The sequence below is a fragment of the Pseudomonas sp. B21-012 genome (genome assembly GCF_024749305.1).
In the GTDB taxonomy this organism is placed as follows: domain Bacteria; phylum Pseudomonadota; class Gammaproteobacteria; order Pseudomonadales; family Pseudomonadaceae; genus Aquipseudomonas.
The window spans coordinates 5,478,520-5,502,346 of record NZ_CP087197.1; the positions used below are offsets into that span (position 1 = coordinate 5,478,520).

19 protein-coding genes are annotated in these 23,827 nt (G+C 62.7%); 8 read left to right on the forward strand and 11 right to left on the reverse strand.

What is annotated here, in order from left to right; genetic code table 11:
* Window positions 1-62: 62 nt before the first annotated feature.
* Window positions 63-2,999, reverse strand: a complete 2,937-nt coding sequence (glnE, locus tag LOY37_RS25225; protein WP_258715959.1) for a bifunctional [glutamate--ammonia ligase]-adenylyl-L-tyrosine phosphorylase/[glutamate--ammonia-ligase] adenylyltransferase — start codon at window positions 2,997-2,999, stop codon at window positions 63-65.
* A gap of 383 nt (window positions 3,000-3,382) precedes the next feature.
* Here glnE and aceE point away from each other — a divergent pair, with 383 nt between their 5' ends.
* The 5 genes from aceE (at window position 3,383) to LOY37_RS25250 (ending at window position 12,106) form a co-directional block, all read left to right on the forward strand.
* Window positions 3,383-6,028, forward strand: a complete 2,646-nt coding sequence (aceE, locus tag LOY37_RS25230) for a pyruvate dehydrogenase (acetyl-transferring), homodimeric type (RefSeq protein ID WP_258715960.1) — start codon at window positions 3,383-3,385, stop codon at window positions 6,026-6,028.
* Between the two features lie 13 nt (window positions 6,029-6,041).
* Window positions 6,042-7,673 carry a dihydrolipoyllysine-residue acetyltransferase gene (gene aceF / locus LOY37_RS25235; RefSeq protein ID WP_093378794.1) on the forward strand — a complete coding sequence of 544 codons (1,632 nt, stop codon included), beginning with the start codon at window positions 6,042-6,044 and terminating at the stop codon, window positions 7,671-7,673.
* Between the two features lie 297 nt (window positions 7,674-7,970).
* A complete protein-coding gene (locus LOY37_RS25240) occupies window positions 7,971-10,664 on the forward strand; it encodes a bifunctional diguanylate cyclase/phosphodiesterase (RefSeq protein WP_045199157.1) in 2,694 nt (897 codons plus the stop codon).
* Between the two features lie 131 nt (window positions 10,665-10,795).
* On the forward strand, window positions 10,796-11,464 hold the full coding sequence (msrA, locus tag LOY37_RS25245) for a peptide-methionine (S)-S-oxide reductase MsrA (RefSeq protein ID WP_093378790.1): 669 nt from the start codon (window positions 10,796-10,798) through the stop codon (window positions 11,462-11,464).
* 9 nt (window positions 11,465-11,473) lie between these two features.
* Window positions 11,474-12,106, forward strand: coding sequence for a glutathione S-transferase (locus LOY37_RS25250; RefSeq protein WP_045199153.1), 633 nt, complete (start codon window positions 11,474-11,476; stop codon window positions 12,104-12,106).
* Window positions 12,107-12,256: 150 nt separating this feature from the next.
* On the opposite strand, the gene creD is transcribed toward LOY37_RS25250, so the two are convergent.
* The 4 genes from creD to LOY37_RS25270 all read right to left on the reverse strand — a co-directional run bounded on the left by creD (window position 12,257) and on the right by LOY37_RS25270 (window position 16,420).
* A complete protein-coding gene (gene creD, locus LOY37_RS25255; RefSeq protein WP_258715961.1) occupies window positions 12,257-13,591 on the reverse strand; it encodes a cell envelope integrity protein CreD in 1,335 nt (444 codons plus the stop codon).
* Between the two features lie 95 nt (window positions 13,592-13,686).
* Window positions 13,687-15,120 (reverse strand): two-component system sensor histidine kinase CreC, encoded by a 1,434-nt coding sequence (gene creC, locus LOY37_RS25260; protein ID WP_258715962.1) that lies wholly within the window; start codon window positions 15,118-15,120, stop codon window positions 13,687-13,689.
* Entirely contained in the window at window positions 15,120-15,803 is a 684-nt protein-coding gene (gene creB, locus LOY37_RS25265) for a two-component system response regulator CreB (protein ID WP_258715963.1), read from the reverse strand. The genes creC and creB overlap by 1 nt, the downstream gene beginning before the upstream one ends.
* Before the next feature lie 113 nt (window positions 15,804-15,916).
* Window positions 15,917-16,420, reverse strand: a complete 504-nt coding sequence (locus LOY37_RS25270) for an ATP-dependent zinc protease (protein ID WP_258608375.1) — start codon at window positions 16,418-16,420, stop codon at window positions 15,917-15,919.
* A 180-nt stretch (window positions 16,421-16,600) separates the two neighbouring features.
* Between LOY37_RS25270 and LOY37_RS25275 the strand changes: the two genes are divergently transcribed.
* Window positions 16,601-17,488 (forward strand): acyltransferase, encoded by an 888-nt coding sequence (locus LOY37_RS25275; protein ID WP_258715964.1) that lies wholly within the window; start codon window positions 16,601-16,603, stop codon window positions 17,486-17,488.
* On the opposite strand, the gene LOY37_RS25280 is transcribed toward LOY37_RS25275, so the two are convergent.
* The 5 genes from LOY37_RS25280 to LOY37_RS25300 all read right to left on the reverse strand — a co-directional run bounded on the left by LOY37_RS25280 (window position 17,489) and on the right by LOY37_RS25300 (window position 21,116).
* On the reverse strand, window positions 17,489-18,646 hold the full coding sequence (locus LOY37_RS25280) for a glutathionylspermidine synthase family protein (RefSeq protein WP_258608379.1): 1,158 nt from the start codon (window positions 18,644-18,646) through the stop codon (window positions 17,489-17,491). It lies immediately after the preceding gene.
* A gap of 9 nt (window positions 18,647-18,655) precedes the next feature.
* A complete protein-coding gene (locus LOY37_RS25285; protein WP_258715965.1) occupies window positions 18,656-19,252 on the reverse strand; it encodes a DUF1190 domain-containing protein in 597 nt (198 codons plus the stop codon).
* Between the two features lie 13 nt (window positions 19,253-19,265).
* The gene (locus LOY37_RS25290) at window positions 19,266-20,033 is read right to left on the reverse strand and encodes a DUF1190 domain-containing protein (RefSeq protein ID WP_258715966.1); all 768 of its coding nucleotides are present in this window, start codon (window positions 20,031-20,033) and stop codon (window positions 19,266-19,268) included.
* Window positions 20,034-20,049: 16 nt separating this feature from the next.
* Complete coding sequence (locus LOY37_RS25295) at window positions 20,050-20,478, reverse strand: DUF350 domain-containing protein (RefSeq protein WP_045199139.1); 429 nt, start codon at window positions 20,476-20,478, stop codon at window positions 20,050-20,052.
* A gap of 71 nt (window positions 20,479-20,549) precedes the next feature.
* Window positions 20,550-21,116 (reverse strand): DUF2780 domain-containing protein, encoded by a 567-nt coding sequence (locus tag LOY37_RS25300; protein WP_045199137.1) that lies wholly within the window; start codon window positions 21,114-21,116, stop codon window positions 20,550-20,552.
* A gap of 156 nt (window positions 21,117-21,272) precedes the next feature.
* Here LOY37_RS25300 and LOY37_RS25305 point away from each other — a divergent pair, with 156 nt between their 5' ends.
* The gene (locus tag LOY37_RS25305) at window positions 21,273-21,581 is read left to right on the forward strand and encodes a transposase (protein ID WP_258715522.1); all 309 of its coding nucleotides are present in this window, start codon (window positions 21,273-21,275) and stop codon (window positions 21,579-21,581) included.
* Between the two features lie 8 nt (window positions 21,582-21,589).
* Window positions 21,590-22,420, forward strand: coding sequence for an IS3 family transposase (locus LOY37_RS25310; protein ID WP_258717184.1), 831 nt, complete (start codon window positions 21,590-21,592; stop codon window positions 22,418-22,420).
* 133 nt (window positions 22,421-22,553) lie between these two features.
* On the opposite strand, the gene fdhA is transcribed toward LOY37_RS25310, so the two are convergent.
* Window positions 22,554-23,753, reverse strand: coding sequence for a formaldehyde dehydrogenase, glutathione-independent (fdhA, locus tag LOY37_RS25315; RefSeq protein WP_045199135.1), 1,200 nt, complete (start codon window positions 23,751-23,753; stop codon window positions 22,554-22,556).
* Between the last annotated feature and the right edge of the window lie 74 nt (window positions 23,754-23,827).

The following is a 23,827-nucleotide window of genomic DNA, read 5'->3' on the forward strand; positions in this document are numbered from 1 at the left end:
CCACTCGGGCTGTACTGTGGTCGTGGCAGGCGTCCTGGTGCCTGAACCGCCTGGCCGATGGCTCAACTCAAACCCAGCTGCGACCAGATCCGCCGCACCTCCTGGCGCTCCTTGACGAACTGCCCGGCATCGATTACCCCGGCCTGCTTTTGCAGGGCCTGGCGGTGCGCGGCGGAACGGAACGCCTTGTACACCTCGCGCAGCAGCACGGCATCGCTGGCGGGCATCAGCCCGGCCTGCTCAAGCTCTTCGAGGATGCGGATGTTGTCGGTCCAGCGCAGCAGTGCCGGATGGTCGTGAGACCAGGCCAAAGCGGCGTATTGCACCATAAATTCGATATCGACGATACCACCGGCATCCTGCTTGATATCGAAGGGCACGCCGGCCTCGAAAGCATTGGCCGCAGTCCCGGCGGCGCTGAGCTTGGTGCCGAGGTTGTCGCGCATCTTGGCGCGCATCTCGCTGACCTCGGCCTGCAGCTTGGGCAGGTCGCGGGCCTGGCCGAGGATGCGCGCACGCACCGCCTCGAACGCCGTGCCCACCTGCGGGCAACCGACCAGCACCCGGGCGCGGACCAGGGCTTGATGCTCCCAGGTCCAGGCTTCGTTCTGCTGGTAACGCTCGAAGGCGCCCAGGGAGCTGACCAACAGGCCTGAAGCACCCGAAGGTCGCAGGCGCATGTCCACGTCGTAGAGTTGCCCGGAGTTGGTCTGGGTAGTCAGCAGGTGAATGATGCGCTGGCCCAGGCGGGTAAAGAACTGCGCGCTGTCGATCGGCTTGGCGCCATCGGTTTCGGCCTGCGGGTCGCCGTCGTGGATGAACACCAGGTCAAGGTCCGAGCCGTGGCCCAGCTCGATGCCGCCAACCTTGCCGTAGCCGACAATAATGAAGCCCGGGTCGCACAGGCTGCCGTCGCTGCGCTTGGGCTGGCCGTGACGGCTGACCGTCTGGCGCCAGGCCAGGGCCAGCACCTGGTTGAGAATAGCCTCGGCCAGCCAGGTCAGGTAGTCGCTGACTTTCATCAGCGGCAGGTTGCCGGCGATTTCTGAAGCGGCCACGCGCAGGCTGTGGGCCAGTTTGAAGTGGCGCAGGGCTTCCATTTGCTGCTCGAGGTCGTCCTCGGGGATGCGCGTCAGCCGCTCGCGCAGTTCGGCGGCCAGTTCCGGGGCTTGCGGTGGGCTGAACAGGCGGCCTTCATTAAGCAATTCATCGAGCAGCAGCGGGAAGCGGGTGATCTGCTCGGCGATCCATGGGCTGGCGGCGCACAGGGTCAGCAGGCGGCGCAGGGCGCCGGGGTTTTCGGTGAGCAACACCAGGTAGGCCGAACGCCGGGCTACCGCTTCGACCAGCGGCAACACCCGTTCCAGCACCAGGTCCGGGTCGGCGTGCTCCACCGCCTGGGCCAGCAGGCGCGGAATAAAGGCATCCAGACGTTCACGCCCCAGGCGCTGCATGGCCCGCAACTGCGGGCTGACACGCAAGCCGGCGAGTTGCTTGAGGGCTTTTTGCGGGTCGGCAAAACCGGCGTCCTGCAACTGGCGGCAGGCGGCCTCTTCATTCTGGGCTTCTTCCCACAGCGGCAGCCATTCGCCGCCGACAATCACTTCGCCTTCTTCATTCTCGTCTTCGTCCGGGTCGGCAATCACCTGGCGAAAGTGCCAGTCGATGCGCCCACGCCAGTGCATCAGTTGGGCATGGAAGCTCGGCCAGTCGGCAAAGCCAAGCATGAAGGCGATGCGCGCGCGGTCCAGCTCATCGTCCGGGAGCATCTGGGTCTGGCGGTCGGCAATCGCCTGGATCGCGTGTTCGGTATAGCGCAGGAATTCATAGCCTTCGCGCAGCTCGGCAATCACCGCCGGCGGCAGGTAACCCTGGCCTTCGAGGGTCGACAGCACTTTGAGCAACGGCCGCTGCTGCAGGCTCAGGTCGCGCCCGCCGTGAATCAGCTGGAAGGCCTGGGCAATAAATTCGACTTCGCGGATGCCGCCGGCACCCAGCTTGATATTCTCGGCCATGCCCTTGCGCCGCACTTCCTGCTGGATGAGCTGCTTCATGGTGCGCAACGCTTCGATCGCCGAGAAATCCAGGTAACGCCGGTAAACGAAGGGCCGCAGCAGGTCCAGCAACTGCGCGCCGGCCACCTGGTCACCGGCCACCACCCGCGCCTTGATCATCGCGTAGCGTTCCCAGTCGCGGCCCTGGTCCTGGTAGTACTGCTCCAGAGCATTGAAGCTGAGCACCAGAGCGCCGGCCGAGCCGTACGGGCGCAGGCGCATGTCGACACGAAATACAAAGCCGTCGACAGTGATCGGGTCGAGGGCCTTGATCAGCCGCTGGCCCAGGCGGGTGAAGAACTCCTGGTTGTCCAGCGAGCGCTTGACCCCTTCGGTCTCGCCACCTTCGGGGAAGGCGAAGATCAGGTCGATGTCCGACGACAGGTTCAGCTCCACCGCGCCGAGCTTGCCCATGCCCAGCACCACCATGTGCTGCGGCTCACCGCTGCGATGGCCGATCGGCGTGCCGAACTGCTGGCAATGGCGCGGGTACAGCCAGTTGTAGGCCTGGTCTATACAGGCGTCGGCAAGGTCGGACAGGTCGCGGCAGGTCTGCACCAGGTCGGCCTGGCGAGTCAGGTCGCGCCAGATGATCCGCACCTGCTGGCGGCTGCGCTGGCGGCGCAGGTTGCGCGCCAGTTCGTCCTCGCTCTCGGCGGCCTGGCTGGCGGCAGCGATCTGCGCGCACAACTGGCCCGCGGCAAAGGCCCGGTCGAGCTCGCCACTGGCGGCCAGATCGACCAGCATCGCCGGGTCGCGCAGCACCTGTTCAAGAGCAAAATCACTGGCCGCGCTCACCCGGGCGAACTGCGCCCAGCGTTCGGCGTTCCAGTCAGCAACAGACAGTTCTGGCTGCAGGGCGACAGCCGCACGAAACGATTGCTCGTTACGGCTGACCAAGGCAGTGAGGGTGGCCGGCAGTTCGGCCAGCAAAGGCAGGCTCATGGTCTATCCTTGATCGGCGAGATTGGGTTGGCAGCGAGCGGACCGGGGAACCCTGACCACGGTTGGACTGTCGTACAAAAGTTAGAAATAGCTGTAAAAACTGATTTTCTGGCAGAAACCATCGCAGCAAACCTTTTCTTAACTTGTTTTTAACCACCGGTATCGATTTTTCCCACAACCCGAACTGCGGCCACGAGCCATTTTTGTGTAGTTTTACTACTGCCCGATCACTTCAAAAGCATGAAATGGTGATTCATTTGTAGTAAAACTACACAACGCCGGTACACTCTCCGGTAATCCAAGAATTTTATGTCGTCTGCCCAAAAGGCCAGTCGCAAACTCAGGCAACCGATTCTGGAAGCCTTTCCGCCCTGGAGCAAGCCATGCAAGACCTCGATCCCGTCGAAACCCAGGAATGGCTGGACGCCCTGGAGTCGGTTCTCGACAAAGAAGGCGAAGACCGCGCTCACTACCTGATGACCCGTATGGGCGAGCTGGCCACCCGTAGTGGCTCTCAGCTGCCATATGCCATCACCACGCCATACCGCAACACCATCCCCGTTACCCACGAAGCACGCATGCCTGGCGACCTGTTCATGGAACGCCGCATTCGCTCGTTGGTCCGTTGGAACGCGCTGGCCATGGTGATGCGCACCAACCTGAAAGACTCGGACCTGGGCGGCCACATTTCGAGCTTCGCCTCCAGTGCCACCCTCTACGACATCGGCTTCAACTACTTCTTCCAGGCTCCGACCGAAGAACACGGCGGCGACCTGATCTTCTTCCAGGGCCACGCCTCGCCTGGCGTCTACGCCCGCGCCTTCATGGAAGGCCGCATCAGCGAAGAGCAGATGAACAACTTCCGCCAGGAAGTCGATGGCAAGGGCCTGTCTTCGTACCCGCACCCATGGCTGATGCCTGACTTCTGGCAGTTCCCGACCGTTTCCATGGGTCTGGGCCCGATCCAGGCGATCTACCAGGCACGCTTCATGAAGTACCTGGAAAGCCGCGGCTACATCCCTGCAGGCAAGCAGAAAGTCTGGTGCTTCATGGGCGACGGCGAGTGCGACGAGCCGGAATCCCTGGGCGCAATCTCGCTGGCTGGCCGCGAGAAGCTCGACAACCTGATCTTCGTCATCAACTGCAACCTGCAGCGCCTCGACGGCCCGGTTCGCGGCAACGGCAAGATCATCCAGGAACTCGAAGGCGTGTTCCGTGGTGGTGGCTGGAACGTCAACAAAGTGGTCTGGGGCCGTTTCTGGGACCCACTGCTGGCCAAGGACGTCGACGGTATCCTGCAGCGTCGCATGGACGAAGTCATCGACGGCGAGTACCAGAACTACAAGGCCAAGGACGGCGCGTTCGTCCGTGAGCACTTCTTCAACACCCCAGAACTCAAGGCCATGGTCGCCGACCTGTCCGACGACGAGATCTGGAAGCTCAACCGTGGCGGCCACGACCCGTACAAGGTCTATGCGGCCTACCACCAGGCGGTCAACCACAAAGAGCAACCGACCGTCATCCTGGCCAAGACCATCAAGGGTTACGGCACCGGTGCTGGCGAAGCCAAGAACACCGCGCACAACACCAAGAAGGTCGACGTCGACAGCCTGCGTCACTTCCGCGATCGTTTCGACATCCCGGTCAAGGACGAAGAGCTGGAAAACCTGCCGTTCTTCAAGCCTGAAGAAGGCAGCGCCGAAGCCCGTTACCTGGCCGAGCGCCGCAGCGCCCTGGGTGGCTTCGTGCCGCAGCGCCGCGCCAAGAGCTTCAGCATCCCGACCCCGCCACTGGAAACCCTGAAGGCGATCCTCGACGGCTCGGGCGACCGTGAAATCTCCACCACCATGGCCTTCGTGCGGATCCTCGCGCAACTGGTCAAGGACAAGGAAATCGGCCAGCGCATCGTCCCGATCATCCCGGACGAAGCCCGTACCTTCGGTATGGAAGGCATGTTCCGCCAGCTGGGCATCTACTCGTCCGTCGGCCAGCTCTACGAGCCAGTCGATAAAGACCAGGTGATGTTCTACCGCGAAGACAAAAAGGGCCAGATCCTCGAAGAAGGCATCAACGAAGCGGGCGCCATGTCCTCCTTCATCGCTGCCGGTACTTCGTACTCGAACCACAACCAGCCGATGTTGCCGTTCTACATCTTCTACTCGATGTTCGGCTTCCAGCGTATCGGCGACCTGGCCTGGGCCGCTGGCGACAGCCGCACCCGTGGCTTCCTGATCGGCGGTACCGCCGGCCGTACCACCCTCAACGGTGAAGGCCTGCAGCACGAAGACGGTCACAGCCACATGCTGGCCGCGACCATCCCGAACTGCCGCACCTATGATCCGACCTACGGCTACGAGCTGGCGGTGATCATCCAGGACGGCATGAAGAAGATGACCGAAGAGCAACAGGACGTCTTCTACTACATCACCGTGATGAACGAGTCCTACCAGCAGCCAGCCATCCCGGCCGGTGTCGAGGAAGGCATCATCAAGGGCATGTACCTGCTCGAGGAAGACACCCGCGAAGCGGCGCACCACGTTCAGTTGCTGGGCTCCGGCACCATCCTGCGTGAAGTTCGCGAAGCGGCGAAGATCCTGCGTGAAGAGTTCAACGTTGGCGCCGACGTCTGGAGCGTTACCAGCTTCAACGAACTGCGTCGCGACGGCCTGGCCGTAGAGCGCAGCAACCGCCTCAAGCCTGGTCAGAAACCTCAGGTTACCTACGTCGAAGAGTGCCTGGCTGGCCGTAAGGGCCCGGTCATTGCCTCCACCGACTACATGAAGCTGTTCGCCGAGCAGATTCGCCAGTGGGTTCCGAGCAAAGAGTTCAAAGTCCTGGGTACCGATGGCTTCGGTCGCAGCGACAGCCGCAAGAAGCTGCGTCACTTCTTCGAAGTCGACCGCCACTTCGTGGTGCTGGCTGCCCTGGAAGCCTTGGCTGACCGTGGCGATATCGAACCGAAGGTCGTGGCTGAAGCCATCACCAAGTTCGGCATCGAACCGGACAAACGCAACCCACTGGACTGCTGAGGAGTATTTTTAAGTGAGCGAACTCATTCGCGTACCTGACATCGGCAGCGGTGAAGGTGAAGTCATCGAGCTGTTCGTCAAAGTTGGCGACCGTATCGAAGCCGACCAGAGCATCCTGACCCTGGAATCGGACAAGGCGAGCATGGAAATCCCTGCTCCCAAGGCCGGCGTGGTCAAGAGCCTGAAGGTCAAGCTGGGCGACCGTCTGAAAGAAGGCGACGAACTGCTGGAGCTGGAAGTCGAGGGCGCCGCTGCTGCGGCCCCAGCGGCTGCCGCCCCTGCCGCAGCGCCTGCTGGCGAAGAAAAACCTGCTGCTGCCCCGGCCCCGGCGGCCCCGGCCGCAGCACCGGCTGCCGCAACCGTCCAGGACATTCATGTTCCGGACATCGGCTCCTCGGGCAAGGCCAAGATCATCGAGCTGCTGGTCAAGGTCGGCGACAGCGTCGAAGCCGACCAGTCGCTGATCACCCTGGAATCGGACAAAGCCTCGATGGAAATCCCGTCGCCGGCTGCCGGCGTGGTGGAAAGCATCGGCGTCAAGCTTGAAGACGAAGTCGGCACTGGCGACTTCATCCTCAAGCTCAAGGTCCAGGGCGCTGCTGCCCCGGCGCCAGCGCCTGCCGCTGCTGCCCCGGCCGCCAAGGCTGAAGCCGCACCTGCTGCTGCACCTGCTCCGGCCGCCAAAGCCGAGGCTGCAGCGGCGCCTGCCGCTGCCCCTGCACCAAGCGGTGCCAAGGTTCACGCCGGCCCTGCCGTGCGTCAGCTGGCCCGTGAGTTCGGCGTCGAACTGAGCGCGGTTGCCGCCAGCGGCCCGCACGGTCGTGTGCTCAAGGAAGACGTGCAGGTTTACGTCAAGGCCATGATGCAGAAGGCCAAGGAAGCTCCAGCCGCCGGTGCCACCGGTGGTGCTGGTATTCCGCCGATCCCGGAAGTCGATTTCAGCCGCTTCGGCGAAATCGAAGAAGTGCCGATGACCCGCCTGATGCAAGTTGGCGCCACCAACCTGCACCGCAGCTGGCTGAACGTGCCGCACGTGACCCAGTTCGACAGCGCCGACATCACCGAGCTGGAAGCTTTCCGCGTAGCCCAGAAGGCCGTGGCCGAGAAGGCTGGCGTCAAGCTGACCGTGCTGCCACTGCTGCTCAAGGCGTGCGCGCACCTGCTCAAGGAACTGCCGGACTTCAACAGCTCGCTGGCCCCGAGCGGCAAGGCGATCATCCGCAAGAAGTACGTCAACGTCGGCTTCGCGGTGGATACCCCGGACGGCCTGCTGGTCCCTGTGATCAAGAACGTCGACCAGAAGAGCCTGCTGCAACTGGCTGGCGAAGCGGCGGCCCTGGCAGAAAAAGCCCGGACCAAGAAGCTTTCGGCCGACGACATGCAAGGCGCCTGCTTCACCATTTCCAGCCTCGGCCACATTGGCGGCACCGGCTTCACGCCGATCGTCAACGCGCCGGAAGTGGCGATCCTCGGTGTCTCCAAGGCAACCATCCAGCCAGTCTGGGACGGTAAAGCCTTCCAGCCGAAGCTGATGCTGCCGCTGTCGCTGTCCTACGATCACCGCGTGATCAACGGTGCTGCTGCTGCGCGCTTCACCAAGCGCCTGGGCGACCTGCTGACCGACATCCGCACCATGCTGTTGTAATTGCTGTTTCCTGTCTCCCCTGCCGGGGAGACAGGCTCCCTTTTCGAGCTGCCACGCTCGTACCTCAACCCCGTCATTTTGGCGGGGCTTTTTTTATCTGCTGGAAAGGTCCTGTGGAAGTGGGCTGAGCCCGCGATGCGCTGTGTCCGACTTAAGATTCCTACGCCAATGCCGACACAGTTAGTACGGAGGTCTCTGTATCGCTTGTCAGCCTCAAGCGCATGATGCAACCTTGCCGACACGCGTAGTAGCAGATTGCTCTATTTGCGCGAACAGCCTTCTTGAAGCGAGCTCTCGATGAAAAGCCAACCTGATGCCGCCAGCCGTATGGTGGCCGAGGTCGTGACGCAGTTGCCCGTGCCCTCGCGGCTCGGGATGCTGCGTTTCGAGCGGCTGAACGAGGCGAGCTGGGCGCTGCTCTATCTGGACCCTGGTTGCGAACGGCAATTTGGCCTGGCCGCCGTCGAACTCTGCGCCCTGGTCGGCTCGCCCTACGCCAGCCTGATGGAGCCCGAAGCGCGCTACAAACTGCACGACGCCATCCAGCTGCAACTGGCCCAGCGCCCGCATTACCTGGTGCGCTACACCCTGCACACCGGCCAGGGCCCGCTGCACCTGCTGGAGCTGGGCGAGGCCTACAAGCAGCACAACCGCCAACTGCTGCGCGGTTACCTGATGGTCCTCGACAGCCAGCCGGGAGATACCCCGGACCTGTCGGCCGCCGACCTCGAGACCCGCAACAGTCGCCTGCAGATCGCCCTGCAGCTCAACCAGCGCGCCCAGCAGGAACAGCTCGAGCACCTGGAGCGGGTGCGCGCCCAGCAGGACCTGATCCTGCACCTGGCGCGCCATCGCTACAGCGCCAGCAACTCGCTGCTCGAAGCCGCCGAGCTGATCACCCGCAGTGCCTGCGAGATCTACAAGATCGACTGCGCAAGCATCTGGTACCTGGAAGAGCAGCAACTGCAGCCGATTTCGGCGTTCTACCGTTCGACCCAGGAATACCGCCTGCCCGAGCCCATCGACGCCAGCCGCTTTCCCGACTACCTTGAAGCGCTGCACACCAGCCGCGCCATCGACGCCCACAACGCCACCCACGACCCGCGTACCCGCGACATGGCCGAGAGCCTGCGCCCACGCGATATCAACGCCATGCTCGATGCCAGTATCCGCATCGATGGCCAGGTGGTCGGGGTGCTGTGCCTGGAGCAGACCGGCTCGGCGCGGGCCTGGCAAACCGATGAGATCGCCTTTGCTGGCGAGCTGGCCGACCAGTTCGCCCAGGTCATCAACAACCACAACCGGCGCACCGCGACCAATGCCCTGCACCTGTTCCAGCGCGCCGTCGAGCAAAGCGCCAACGCCTTCTTGCTGGTCAACCGCGACGGTGTGGTCGAGTACGTCAACCCAAGCTTTACCGCCATCACCCAGTACAGCACCGATGAAGTCCACGGCCACCGCCTGTCGGAGCTGCCGGCGCTGGAAAACCTCAGCGAGCTGCTGTTCGACGCGCCGTCGAGCCTGGCCATGGGCAACAGCTGGCAAGGCGAGTTCAAGAGCCGGCGCAAGAACCTCGAGCCCTACTGGGGCCAGCTGTCGATTTCCAAGGTGTTCGGCGACAATCGCGAACTGACCCACTATATCGGCATCTACGAAGACATCACCCAGAGCAAGCTGGCCCAGCAGCGCATCGAGCGCCTGGCCTACACCGACAACCTGACCAGCCTGGGCAACCGCCCGGCGTTCATCCGCAACCTCGACGAGCGCTTCGCCCGTGACAGCGACAGCCCGATCAGCCTGCTGCTGGTGGACATCGACAACTTCAAGCGGATCAACGACAGCCTCGGCCACCAGACCGGCGACAAGCTGCTGATCAGCCTGGCCCGGCGCCTGCGCAACAGTCTGAGCCCCGGCGGCAGTCTGGCGCGCTTTGCCAGTAACGAATTCGCCGTGCTGCTCGAAGACACCGACCTTGAAAGCGGCCAGCAGGTGGCCCAGCAACTGCTGCGCACCCTCGACAAACCGATGTTCGTCGACAACCAGCTGATCAACGTCACCGGCTCCGTGGGCCTGGCCTGCGCGCCGCTGCACGGGCGCGACCCGCAGACGCTGATGAAGAACGCAGGCCTTGCCCTGCACAAGGCCAAAGCCAACGGCAAGCACCAGGTCCAGGTGTTCACCGAAGCGCTCAATGCCGAGGCCAGCTACAAGCTGTTCGTCGAGAACAACCTGCGCCGCGCCCTGACCCAGAACGAGCTGGACGTGTTCTACCAGCCCAAGCTGTGCCTGCGCAGCGGCCGCCTGCTGGGCCTGGAAGCGCTGCTGCGCTGGAACCACCCGGAAAAGGGCATGATTCGCCCCGACCAGTTCATCAGCGTCGCCGAAGAGACCGGGCTGATCATCCCCATCGGCAAGTGGATCGCCCGCCAGGCCTGCCGCATGAGCCAGACGCTGCGCCTGGAGGGCCTGGGCAACCTGCAGGTGGCGATCAACCTCTCGCCCAAGCAGTTTTCCGACCCGGACCTGGTCGCCTCGATCGCCAATATCCTCAAGGAAGAAGCCCTGCCCCCGCACCTGCTGGAGCTGGAGCTGACCGAGGGCCTGCTGCTGGAAGCCACCGAAGACACTCACCGCCAGCTCGACCAGCTCAAGCAACTGGGCCTGACCCTGGCCATGGACGACTTTGGCACCGGCTATTCGTCGTTGAGCTACCTGAAGAAATTCCCGATCGACATCATCAAGATCGATCGCAGCTTCATCCACGAAATCCCCGACAACCAGGACGACATGGAGATTACCTCGGCGGTGGTGGCCATGGCCCACAATCTCAAGCTCAAGGTGGTGGCCGAAGGCATCGAGACCGCCGAGCAGCTGGCCTTCCTGCGTCGCCACCGCTGCGATGTCGGCCAGGGCTACCTGTTCGACCGGCCGATTCCGGGCAGCGAGCTGATCACCAAACTCAAACGCTATCCGCGTGGCCCTATCGCCTGACAGCGGCGTTTGTCTCGGGCAATATAGGTTCATTCGGGTCCCATCGCGGGTCAAGCCCGCTCCCACAGTGGGAGCGGGCTTGACCCGCGATGGGACCAGCCTTGCCTACCCCAATCAGCAGAGGAACGATCATGGTCCTGCGCTCGGAGATTCTGGTGAACAAAAACGTCCTGCCCACTGCCGAACAGGCCTTGCCTGGCCGCGAAACCCCGATGACCCTGCCCGAGAAGCATTTTGTCTTCAAGGACACCCCGCTGCTCGGCCCGTTCTTCGAAGGCGCCATCGACTTCGCAATCTTTGGCCTGGGCTGCTTCTGGGGGGCCGAGCGGCGCTTCTGGCAGCGTGAAGGCGTGGTCAGCACCGTGGTCGGCTATGCCGGCGGTTTCACTCCCAACCCGACCTACGAAGAAGTCTGCTCGGGCCTGACCGGCCACACCGAAGTGGTGCTGGTGGTGTTCGACAAGGACAAGGTCAGCTACCAAGAGCTGCTGGCGATGTTCTGGGAACTGCACAACCCGACCCAGGGCATGCGCCAGGGCAACGACATCGGCACCCAGTACCGCTCGGTAATTTACTGCACCAGCCCCCAGCAACTGGACGAGGCACTGGCCAGCAAGCAGGCCTACCAGGCCGAACTGAGCAAAGCCGGTTTCGGCGAGATCACCACCGAAATCGAGCAGGCGCCGACCGTGTACTTTGCCGAGGCCTACCACCAGCAGTACCTGGCCAAGAACCCCGACGGCTACTGCGGCATCGGCGGTACCGGTGTCTGCCTGCCACCGAGCCTGCAAGGCAACTGAGGGATCGACATGTCCGCACCAAGCATGACCCTGTTCCATTCGCCGGCCTCGCCGTTCGTGCGCAAGGTCCTGGTGGTGCTGCACGAAACCGGGCAAACCGACCGGGTGGCGCTGCAGACCGTCAACCTCACCCCGGTCGATCCGGTGGCCGAGCTCAACCAGGGCAACCCGGCAGGCAAGATCCCGGCCCTGCGCCTGGCTGACGGCAGCGTGCTGCACGACAGCCGGGTGATCTGCGAATACCTCGACCTGCAGCATGTCGGCAACCCGCTGATCCCCCGTGACGGCTGGCCGCGCTGGCATCGCCTGACCCTGGCGTCGCTGGCCGATGCGATCATGGATGCCGCGGTGCTGACCCGTTACGAAACCTTCCTGCGGCCCAAGGACAAGCAATGGGACAGCTGGATCGAGGCACAGCAGGACAAGATCCGTCGTGGCCTGAGCAACCTTGAGCAGCAGCATTTCGCCGACCTTGCCTCAGGCTTCGACATCGCCGCCATCGGTGTGGCCTGCGCCCTGGGTTACCTCGACCTGCGCTTCCCCGACTTCGGCTGGCGTGAGCAACAACCGCAACTGGCGGGGTGGTATGCGCAGGTTTGCCTGCGTGAATCGATGCGCGCGACTGACCCGTCGATTGTCTGAGCCGGCCTTATCGCGGGGCAAGCCCGCTCCTACGTGCGTGGTAGGAGCGGGCTTGCCCCGCGATGCTGACTTCTGCCTCCCAGCGCACGAACAGCCTGGCGATTTTCATCGCCAGCACTGCCCCCAGATACCTCTCCTCGCGCAAGCCGCTCACGACAGCTTCACCTGGCCAACCCCGTACCAGTCCAGGCGACGGGTCAGGACCATGAACACACCCAGCAGCGCGAACAGCAGCAGCGAACCCATCAGCAAAGCGTAATCCTCGGCCGTCAGCAGACCGTAGAGCATGCCGTAGAGCATCGCCAGGCCCAGGGCAAAGCCCATGCCGCGCAACACGCTGTGCAGCACGTGGCACAGGTAGAAGCCGATCAGCAACACACAACCGCTCGCCGACAAGGCATAGGCCATGGCAAAGCCCAGGTGCTCGGACAACGACAGCAACAGCAGGTAGAAGAACGCCAGGGCCACGCCCACCAGGCCGTACTGGATCGGGTGCACGCTCAGGCCCTTGAGCACTTCGAAGAGGAAGAAGCCGGCAAAGGTCAGGGCGATGAACAGCAGCGCATATTTGATTGCCCGCTCGCTCTTGAGGTACTGGTCCACCGGGTCGATGAAGCTGACCCCGAAAGCGCGACCGTTGAAGGCATTGCACTTGTCATTGACCACGCACTGGGTCAGGGCATCTTCGAGGTTGGTGGAGAAGAACGAGGTCTGCCAGCGCGCCGAGAAACCACCGGCATCGATCTTGCGGCTGACCGGCAGGTAGTTGCCGTCAAAGCTCGGATGCGGCCAGTTGGCGGCCATGGCCACGCTGGTGCTACGCCCTACCGGCACCACCTGCAGCTGTTCGGTGCCTTGCAGGCTGAGGTCGAAGGCATAGTTGAGCACGCTCGCGACCTTGCCATCGACACCGGGCAACAGCGCGTGCACACCACCGCTCATCCAGTCCAGCTTGGTCCCGGCGGCGAAGTCCAGGCGCTGGTCGTTGAGCTGCAGCTGCAGGCCTTTTTCGATGCCGCGGATGTCGCTGATACCGACGACCAGGAAAGCCGGTTCGAAGCGGTAATCCTCGAAGTCCTCGGTAATACCCCAGTTGGCCGGGATCTCGAAATGGCCATTGATGTGGCTATTGGCGTGGAACAGGCGCGCTTCGTAGATACCGCGCGAACGCAGCTCGGTGTCGATGCTGGCATTGAGATCGAAGGTTTCCGGGAGGAAATACAGGTGGCCATTGACCTGGCTGATTTCCTGGAAGCTCTTGCCCTCTTCGGTCTTCCAGCGCCGTTCAATCTTGCGGTACGGCACCACCAGCATCGGCCCGGTAATCTGCTGGGCGAAGCTTGAGCTTTCGGCAATGTCGCGGACCACGCGATCACGCTGGTACTGACGGTCCTGGATCAAGCCGCCGATCATGAACAACGGGATCAGCAGCAACACGATCAGAAAGCCGATCACGGCCAGTTTGTAACTCAGTTTGCGGTGCATGGACAGGACTCCGGTTTCGATGGGCAGAGTCTGCGCAAACGAAATGGAGCCCTTGCGGACTTATGTGGAGCCTGTGTGCAGACTCTGTGAAGTTTTCAGCCCAGGCGCTTGGCCGGCAGCCACAACCGTACGCGCACGCCGTCCTCGACGTTGGCCACTTCCAGCGCGCCGCCGTGCAACTGCATTACCTCCTCGACGAAGTTCAGCCCCAGGCCGGTGCTCTTGCGCCCACTGAACGGTCGAGGCAGCGAATAGAAGCGTTCGCTGAGCCGGCCCAGGGCGTAGTCCGGAATCGACTCGCCCTGGTTGAACAGGCTCAAGGCCACGCGGCCGTCGCCATGTTCAAGCTCGAACACCAACAAACCGCCGGGCGGAGTGAAATCCAGGGCGTTGTCGAGCAGGTTGGCGATAGCCTGGCGCATCAGGAATGGATCACAGAGCAGGCGCGCCGCCGCGGGCAGACGCTGACGCACCTGCAGCTCGGCGCTTTCGATTCGCGCGCCCTGGGCCAACAGCAGTTCGTCGACCAATGCCGCCAGCGGCACCTGTTGCTGTTCTTCCAGCGCTTGCATCTGTTCGACCTGGGCCAGGTTGAGCAGACGTTCGATCAACTGCTGCATGCGCGCGCTTTCGCTTTCGATATTGCCGGCAAAACGCTGGCGCTGCTCATCACTCATCGGCCCCTGGAGCAGCTCGCTGGCGCCGCGAATCGCCGCCAACGGGCTTTTCAGCTCGTGGGTCAGGGTATGCACATAGCGCTCGACGTAATCCTTGCCTTCAAGCTGGGTGCGCATGCGCTCCACCGCCGCCGCCAGTTGCCACAGCTCACCGCCACGGTAATGCGGCAGCGCCGTGCGCTCGCCTTCACTGACCGCCTGGGCGTAGCGTGTCAGCCTGCGCAACGAGCGCGCCAGCCACCACGACAGCGCCGCACCCACCAGCAGGCCAAGGCCGATCAGGCCCAGGCCGAGGTACAGCAGGCGCCGCTCGGAACGGTCGATATAGGGTTGCAGCGATTTGTTCGGCTTGGCCACGGTGATCACGCCGATGATCTTACTGTCATCGAGGATCGGCGCAGCCACGTGCATCACCGACGAATCCGGATCATCCGGGTTGCTGCGGGTCGAGCGCGCACCGTATTGGCCGCGCAGGGTCAGGTAGACGTCGTTCCAGCGCGAATAATCCTCACCCACCGCCACGCCGGCCGAGTCGAGCAGCACCTTGCCTTGGGCATCGGTGACGTAGATGCGGTGGTTGACCTGGTTCTTCGACAAGCCCCAGATATCGGCCTTGGGCTGGCGCTGGCCGTAAGCGCGCAGCAGCACCGGCAAACGGCTCTGGCCAAGGGTGCCGGCCTTGACGTCGTCGTGGAGGATTTCCGCTAGCAGGTTGGCGGTGTCGACCAGGGTTTCCTCGGTGGACTGGCGTACACCTGGGCGAATCTGCTCGCGCACGGTACTGAGGATGAAATAGCCGGTCAGCCCGACGAACAGGAAGTACACCAGGAAAATCCGGATCCCCAGGCGCATCAGCTATGGCTCGGGCTGTAGCTGTAGCCCAGGCCGCGGTGGGTCTGGATCGGCTCGGCGTCGGCGGCCACCGCGCGCAGTTTGGCGCGCAGGCTCTTGATATGGCTGTCGATGCTGCGCTCGTAGCCGGCATCGGCAGCAACCCCGACGGCATCGAGCAGTTGCTCGCGGCTGAATACCCGCTCCGGTTGTTCCAGCAAGCTTTGCAGCAGGCGAAACTCGTGGCGGGTCAGGCTCAGGGCCTGGCCATGGTAGTGGATCTGCATGCGCAGGGTATCGACCTGGAACAGCTCGGCGGCGCTCACCACAGGTTCCGCGCGCGGCGCCATGCGCTTGAGGATCGCCCGCACCCGGGCGGCCACTTCGCGGGGGCTGAAGGGTTTGACCACGTAATCGTCGGCGCCAATTTCCAGGCCCACCACCCGATCGATTTCGCCATCGCGAGCGCTGAGGAACATCACCGGCACCTCGCTGAAACGGCGCAGTTGCCGGCAGGTTTCAAAACCGCTGATGTCCGGCAGGCCAATGTCGAGGATGATCAGGTCGGCCGGGCGCTGGCGTTGCTGCTCCAGCGCGGCGCTGCCAAGGGTCACCCACTCGGTGCTGTGACCGTCGCCTTGCAGGGCGAAAATCAGCGTATCGGCGATGGCCGCTTCGTCTTCGACAATTAAAATGTGGGGCATCTGGAGCGGCAAGCCTCAAGCGACAAGCTTCAAGAAGAAGCGGATCGCGTGAAGTTACACTGAACCGCTTTTTCTTGCAGCTTGTCGCTTAAAGCTTGCAGCTAGTGAGCTGCTCAGCAGCTCGGCTTGTCTGCGGTAAAGCGCCGCGCCGGGTTTACCGCCGCCTTGAACTCGCGCAGCGCCTTGGCACCGATCAGCAACGGGTAGTTGAAACTGCTGCGGTCGGTCAGGTTGACCTCGACGGTGCGTTTCACGTCGCCCAGGCACAGCTCCAGGTCGACCACCGGGCGCTTGCTGATCTCGGCGCCCTCGCCGTCTTCGTCTTCATCGGCGCGGTTCTTGATCTTGCTGATGCGCGCCAGCTTGTGTTCATAGACCTTGCCGTCGGCGTCCTTGGTGGCAACCCGAAAGCGCACCCACTCTTCGCCGTCACGGGTGAAGGTTTCGATGTCCTTGGCCGACAGCGAAGCGGTCAGCGCGCCGGTGTCCATCTTGGCCTTGAAGGTCTGGCCACCGACTTCCGGCAGTTTGATGTATTCGTAGCGGCCATACAGGGTCGGCTCGGCGGCCATGACCGGCAGGGCCAACAGGGACAGCAGTGCAAGTACCGATTTCACAGGATCCGCTTCCTTGAGATAAGACAGTGTTTAGACTGCGAAGGCAGGATAGGTTCGCGCCGATAGCTTATTCAACACAATGTGAAACATTTGTCCGGTGGGAGCAGACCGGAGCATTTGGCGTACGCCGACCGGGTGCTTATCATTGCCGACCGCTTACTTGAATATAAGAGCTTTCTTATGCGCCGCTTGCTGACGGGCATTCTTGTGACCTTGCTGTTGCTGCTCAACACCCTGGTCCTGATCGGCCCGCTGATGGTCTTTGCCCTGCTCAAACTGGTCCTGCCCGGCCGTTACCGCGACTATGCCTCGTGGGCGGTGATGTGGATCGCCGAAACCTGGGCCGAAATCGACAAACTGATCTTCCGCCTGTGCATCCCCACCGTCTGGGACGTGCGCGGCGCCGCCGACCTGCGCCTCGACACCTCGTACCTGGCGGTCAGCAACCACCAGAGCTGGGTGGATATCCCGGCGCTGATCCAGGTGCTCAACCGGCGCATACCGTTCTTCAAGTTCTTCCTGAAAAAGGAGCTGATCTGGGTACCGTTGCTGGGCCTGGCCTGGTGGGCGCTGGACTACCCGTTCATGAAGCGCTACAGCAAGGCCTTCCTCGACAAGCACCCCGAGCTCAAGGGCCAGGACCTGGAAATCACCAAGGCCGCCTGCGAGCTGTTCAAGCGCCAGCCGGTGACCGTGGTCAACTACCTCGAAGGCACGCGGTTCACCGAGGCCAAGCGCGCCGCCCAACAGTCACCCTTCAAGCATCTGCTCAAACCCAAGGCCGGCGGTGTGGCCTTCGTGCTGGCGGCGCTGGGCGAACAGCTCGACGCCCTGCTGGATGTCACCATCGTCTACCCCGGCGACAAGGCCCCAGGGTTCTGGGACCTGCTCAGCGGCAATTTGCCCAAGGTGATCATCGACATCCAGGTACATGAGCTGGACCCGGCACTGTGGAGCGGCGACTACGAGAACGACCCGGTGTTTCGCCAGACCGTGCAGGACTGGGTCAACCAGCTCTGGCACGCCAAGGACGCCCGCATCGAGGCCTTGCGCGCCGAGCTGCGCTGATCAGTCGATGATCGCGTGGGGCAAAAAGCGGCTGCTGTCCTTGGTGATCAGCGAGTTGTCTTCGCGAATGCCGATGCCCGCCGGCAGGTCGCCGACCACCCAGCTGCCGATCACCGTGTAGCTGTCGCCAAAGCGCGGCAGCGCCTGGAACTGCTGGATGATGCTCGGCCCGCCGCCATACGGGCCATCTTCGACCACCCGCTTGCCACTGCCGGTGTGGATCTCGATGTTGGCGCCTTCGCGCGAGAAGAACGGTTTGCGCACCCAGCCCTTGTCGAGACTCGCGCCCGGCGCTTGCTCGATGAACGCCGGCAACAGGTTCGGATGACCCTGGTGGCGCTCCCACAGCAGCGCCAGCATGCCCTTGTTGGAAAGGATCGCCTTCCACGGCGGCTCGACGAACAAGGTACCGCTAGTGGCGATCGCCGGGCCGTAGGGGTCATGGAAGATGTCTTCCCAGGGGTAGAGTTTGAACAGGCTCGGGATCGGTGCGCCAACATCATCGACAAAACGCCCGCCGCGGCTCAGGCCGATGTCTTCCATGTCTACCAGGCGCGCATCGAGCCCGGCGCCGAGGGCGATATCGCGCAGGTATTCGACGGTGCCGCGGTCTTCGATCGAGTCTTTCACCGAAGAAAAGTAGAACGGCGTGGCAAAGGTATTGGCACCCATCACCTGGGTGAGTTTGTCTTCCAGGCTGTTGAACTGGTCGGCGTCGGCCGGCAGCATGCCGCGCTGCATCTGCTGCTCCAGCCACAGGTACTGGAAGAAACTGGCTTCGTAGAGTGACGTCGGCGTGTCGTAGTTGGCCTCCAGCAGCTTGGCCGGGCCCTTGCCGTCGTAACACAGGTCCATGCGCCCGTAGAAATGCGGGTGGCCGTCGCGCCACGAGCGGCGAATCAAATCGAAGTACGGCGCCGGAATCGCCAGGCGCTCGAGCAGCTCTTCACTGTCGACCACCTCGGCCACCAGCGCCATGCACAGTTCGTGCAGCTCGCGGGTGGGCTCTTCAAGATCGTCTTCGATCTGCCGCAGGCTGAACTGGTAATAGGCCGACTCGTCCCAGTAGGGCTCGTCGCCGAAGGTGTGGAAATTGAAGCCGAACTGCTCGGCGGTGGCGCGCCAGTCCGGGCGCGGGGCGATGGAAATTCGCTTCATCTGCAATCCTCAGGTGCTGTAACTGCGCAGCGACGAACGGCTGTTGAACCCGCTGCTATCCAGGGTCAACCAACGCGTCGAGCCATAGCTGTTACCGCCGAAAACACGCAATTGGGCAGGCGCCACGTCGGCCCTGCCCTGCTCGCTCAATGCACTGCTGGCAAACGCCTCGCGGCCCTTGCGCGCCCGGTACACAGGCTCCGCCAGGTAGCGCGGTGCGGCATCGACATAGCGCAGGCTGGTCCAGTGCGCCTGGTCGATCGGCACCCCGTCGTCATAGACCTGGCGCTCGGTGGTCAGCTTGAAACCGTCCATGCCCGGCAGAAAAAAGCCGTTGCCCTCGACCTGCTGGCAGCGCTCAAAGCGCAGCTGGCAGGCGTTGAGGTCATCAAAGCGCGGCGCGTGGGCATAGTGCAGCTGCTGCGCGACATCCCGTGCCTCGTTGCACGCTTCGGCGCGGGTGCCACTGCCAATGCACTGCTGCACCCCTTGATGGTGACGCACCTCGCTATACGGCTTGATTGTCGCCACCTGGTTGTCGCAGGCGCTGAGCACCAGCGGCAGGCTACCCAAGGCCAGCAGGCGCAGGGATTTGCTGCGTTTCATCGGCTTACCTCGTTCAGGAAGCGAAGCCGCCACGCCCCGAAGCACGCGAGACAAAACCGTTGTGGGTACCCACCGCGAACGGCCGGGCCGAGCTGATCAGCTTGTTTGACTGGGCCATGGGGATAATCGCCGGATGGGCGCTGCCCACGTGCGCCGGGTCGCTGCCGGCAACGGCGCTACCGCCGCCACTCGCCGCCGCATGCTGCGCGGCTTCGCTGAACGGCTGCGAGGCCGGGTGCGAGGTGTCCAGGCCGGTGTAGTAATTGTGGTTTGCCACTTGCTCGGTCAAGGTGCTGACCTTGAACGCGTTGCGCCCGTCGCGCTCGTGATAGATCGCCTCGGTCGAATAGCGCGCATCGGTGTCGGTGTACTCGTAATAGCGACGACCGCCGCCGGAGCCGCCGCTCGACGATGAGCTGTTGGTCGACGAACTGCTGCTGTTGTCCTCATCGTCGGCGTACACCTGGCGTTCGGTGGTCAGGGCAAAGCCTTCCATCGGCGGCACGTAGTTGTTGGCGTAACGGCGAAAATCGCACTTGAAATAGACCGCTTCACAGGCCTCGGCGGTCAAAAAGCGCGGGACGTTGGCGGCATGGTGGTTCTGCGCGGCGACCCAGGCTTGCTGGCACACCTGGCGCGGCTTGCCGTCCATGACGCAATAGTCGACGTCCTGGTAGCGCTTGGTTTCGCTGATGATTTTGGTCGGCCGGTCGCCACAGGCGGACAGCACCAGCGGCAGGCTGCCGAGGGCGACCAGGCGAATGGTTTTGCTGCGTTTCATTGTCGATCGTCCCTGATCAGGCGGCGGGGGTCATGCAGGCGGCGTTGAGCAGGCCAATACCAATGGACACGGCGGCCAGCAAAATGGCCGAGGCGGTTTCCTGGCGGGCAACCCGTTCAGCCATGCCTTTGACGCAGCGGTTGACCACCACGAACGCCAGCAACTGCACCACTGCGGCAATCAGCGCCCAGAGCAGGAAGTCGAGCAGCGAAATCGAATGGGAAATGGCACTGGCCACCGGAATCGCAAAACCGATCAAGGCACCGGCCAGGGCAATGGCGGCGGCATTGTTGCCTTCGCGGATCAAGCGCAATTCGTTGTAGGGGGTCAGGCGGGTGTAGATGAATGCGTAGAGGCCGAACAGCACGGCGGCGCCGAGCATGTAGACCACAAAGCCGAACACGGCGTCGGCAGGCAAAGACATCTTCAGGGCGTCCATGAACATGGCGAATCACACTTCCTTGTAAAACGGGGCGGGACATATAGCACACCGCCCCGCCCGCGCAAATAGCTGGCTTACACGGAAGGTACGCCAGCACCTGTGCCCCACAGGCTGCCCAGGCTCTGCAACAGCGAGCCGCCGACGCCTTGCTGGCCCAAGTACTGCAGGATCAACGGCGCGAACTGGCCGATCATGCCGGTGTCCATGCCCAGCGCGCTGAAGGCGTTGTTGAGGTCATTGGTGTCTTTGACATTACCCAGGGCATTGCTCAGGGCCGAGGACTTATCGCTCTTGCCCAGCAGCGTGCCCAGACCGTTCAAACCGCCCAGGGCCTTCTCGCCGGAAAGCAGGTCAAGGCCGGGAACGGCTTTGCTCAGTTGCTCGTAATCGCCGCTGTTGAGCTGGTTCTTGGCCAGGCCCAGCAATGCGCCGGTGCCGCCGATGGCTTGTTCGGGGGTGACTTTCAGTTCGCTGCCGAGGGTATTGAGCAGGTTCGCCGAAGCAGCGGGGGCCTGTACCGCGGCATCGCCGCTGTTGCCCTTGGCGGCGTTGTAGACATTGGCCGCGTCATTGAGGCTGAAGCCTGCGAATACCGGAGTGGCAGCCAGGGCCACCAGGGTGACCAGTGCGAAACGTTTCATCGAAATACCTCGTCAGCCGTTAAGGCAGGGAAAACGAGGTTTCGACCTTGTGGGCGGGGGATTGTTCCCTTGTACCCGGTGGGAGCGGGCTTGAACTGGCCTAATGATCCCGGACACCTCTTAAGGGCGATATGATTCGCCCAACCAGGAGGCTCCATGCAAGAACGAAAGACTTATACCCGCGAGTTCAAGCAACGTGCTGCAAGCATGGTTCTTGACGACAACTGCTCGGTTCCCGAGGTCTGCGCATCAATGGACGTCGGCCCCACAGCTCTGCGCCGCTGGGTAGACCAGGTTCGTAAAGAGCGTCAGAAAGGGCAACCAGTGCCAGGTACCAAGGCAATCAGCGATGAGCAGCGGGAGCTCCAGCAGTTACGCGCCAAGATCAAACGTTTAGAGACCGAGGCCGAAATCCTAAAAAAAGCTACCGCTCTCTTGATGTCGGATCCCGATCGTTTTTCCTGATCGAGGAGCTGAGAGAGTCAGGCTCGTATCCGACCAGCCAGCTTTGCAGCGCTCTGGGCGTTTCCCGCAGTGCGTTTTATGACTGGCTCGATCGCCGCTCGGTACCCAATACCGAGCGTGATGCGCTCAGGGCAAAGGTCGTGCAATTGCATGCTGAAAGCAGGGAAAGTGCTGGTGCGAGAATGATTTCTCAGTATTTGAAGGCCCAGCAGCTAAAGGTTGGAAGGTATCTAGCTGGAAGACTTATGGCAGAAGCGAACCTGACCAGCAGACAGCGCCGTCGCCACCAATATCGCTCCAGAGGTGTAGAAGCATTTGTGGCCAAGAATGTCCTTGAACGCAACTTCCAGCCCACAGCAATCAATCAGGTGTGGTGCGGTGACGTAACCAGCCTGATGATTGGGAAGCGCTGGTATCACTTGGCCGTGGTCATTGACCTGTTCGCCCGGCGGGTCATTGGCTGGTCATTTTCTCTGATCAATGATGCCCACCTGGTCAGCAAGGCCTTGGGAATGGCGGTGGGAGTACGAGGCAAACATGCGGGCTTGGTGTTTCATTCGGATCAAGGCTGCCAATACACCAGCCAACGCTTCCAATCCGAACTGCTTGAGCATGGCATAACCCAAAGCATGAGCCGCAGAGGCCAATGCTGGGACAACGCACCAACGGAGCGCTTATTTGGCACGCTCAAATCAGAATGGGTGCCCGCCAAGGGCTATGCAACGATCGAAGAAGCCAGACAGGACATGACCAGCTTCTTCTTGCGCTACAACCAAATCAGGCTCCATAGCTACAACAACTACCTGTCGCCAATAGCAATGGAGCAGTTGGCAGCTTGATCACCGTAATCGGTGTCCGGTAAAACTTGACCAGAACAGCTTGCCCCGCGATGCGATGTGACTGACAGACCTCTATCGCGGGGCAAGCCCGCTCCCACAGGCAAAGTGGGAGCGGGTTTGCCCCGCGATGTTTTTAGGCAGCGCTGAACAGCTTGTGCGGGTCGATGACGAATTTCTTCGGCACGCCGGCATCGAACTCGCCATAGCCTTCAGGTGCCTGGTCGAGGCTGATCACCTGCACACCCACCACTTCGGCAATGTTGATGCGGTCCCACATGATCGCCTGCATCAGTTGGCGGTTGTATTTCATCACCGGGGTCTGCCCGGTGTGGAAGCTGTGGGACTTGGCCCAGCCAAGACCAAAACGGATGCTCAGGCTGCCGATTTTTGCCGCGGCATCCACCGCGCCTGGGTCTTCGGTGACGTACAGGCCAGGGATACCGATCTTGCCGGCAACCCGCACCACGCCCATCAGCGAGTTGAGCACAGTGGCCGGGGCCTCGTGCTTGGCACCGGCATGGCCGTGGCCACGGGCTTCGAAGCCCACGGCATCGACCGCGCAGTCGACTTCCGGCTCGCCCAGCAGGTTGGCGATCTGTTCGTGCAGCGGGGTGTCCTGGGACAGGTCGGCAATTTCGAAACCCTGGGCCTTGGCGTGGGCCAGGCGCACCGGGTTGACGTCGCCGACGATCACCACCGCAGCGCCCAGCAGGCGCGCCGACGCCGCTGCAGCCAGGCCCACCGGGCCGGCACCGGCGATGTACACCGAGCTGCCCGGGCCAACCCCGGCCGTCACCGCGCCGTGATAGCCGGTAGGGAGAATGTCCGACAGGCAGGTCAGGTCGCGGATCTTCTCCATGGCCTTGTCGCGGTTCGGCAGTTTCAGCAGGTTGAAGTCGGCGTAAGGCACCAGCACGTATTCGGCCTGGCCGCCGGTCCAGTCGCCCATGTCGACATAGCCGTAGGCACCACCGGCACGGGCCGGGTTGACGGTGAGGCAGACGCCGGTGTGCTGCTCTTTGCACGAGCGGCAGCGGCCGCAGGCGACGTTGAAGGGTACCGAAACCAGGTCACCGATCTGCAGGTTTTCGACGTCCCTGCCCTTCTCGATGACTTCGCCGGTGATTTCATGGCCCAGCACCAGGCCGACCTGGGCCGTGGTACGGCCACGGACCATGTGCTGGTCGGAGCCACAGATATTGGTGGAGACCACCCGCAGGATCACCCCGTGCTCGATCTTGCGACCGCGCGGGTCCTGCATTTTCGGGTAGTCAATCTTCTGCACCTCGACCTTGCCAGCGCCGAGATACACCACACCACGATTACCAGACATGCTTTCACCTCGCTAAAGTTTGTTGTTATGTAGCGGTGCAAAGTGCGCTGCCCGTAGGCGGCGCTGTGTTACTG